We start from the raw sequence: 264 nt of genomic DNA on the forward strand, positions 1-264 counted from the left end.
CTACTGACGGGGTGGTGCGTAACGGCAAAAGCACCGCCGGACATCAGCGCTATCTCTGCTCTCACTGCCGTAAAACATGGCAACTGCAGTTCACTTACACCGCTTCTCAACCCGGTACGCACCAGAAAATCATTGATATGGCCATGAATGGCGTTGGATGCCGGGCAACTGCCCGCATTATGGGCGTTGGCCTCAACACGATTTTACGTCACTTAAAAAACTCAGGCCGCAGTCGGTAACCTCGCGCATACAGCCGGGCAGTGA

At 54.5% G+C, this 264-nt stretch carries 1 pseudogene; it reads left to right on the forward strand.

The annotated features are described in order from the left end of the window. A pseudogene (locus SB717_RS36675) lies at positions 1-264 on the forward strand (IS1-like element transposase); the annotation flags it as partial.

The sequence above is a fragment of the Priestia sp. SIMBA_032 genome (assembly GCF_046535215.1).
In the GTDB taxonomy this organism is placed as follows: Bacteria; Bacillota; Bacilli; order Bacillales; family Bacillaceae_H; genus Priestia; species Priestia aryabhattai.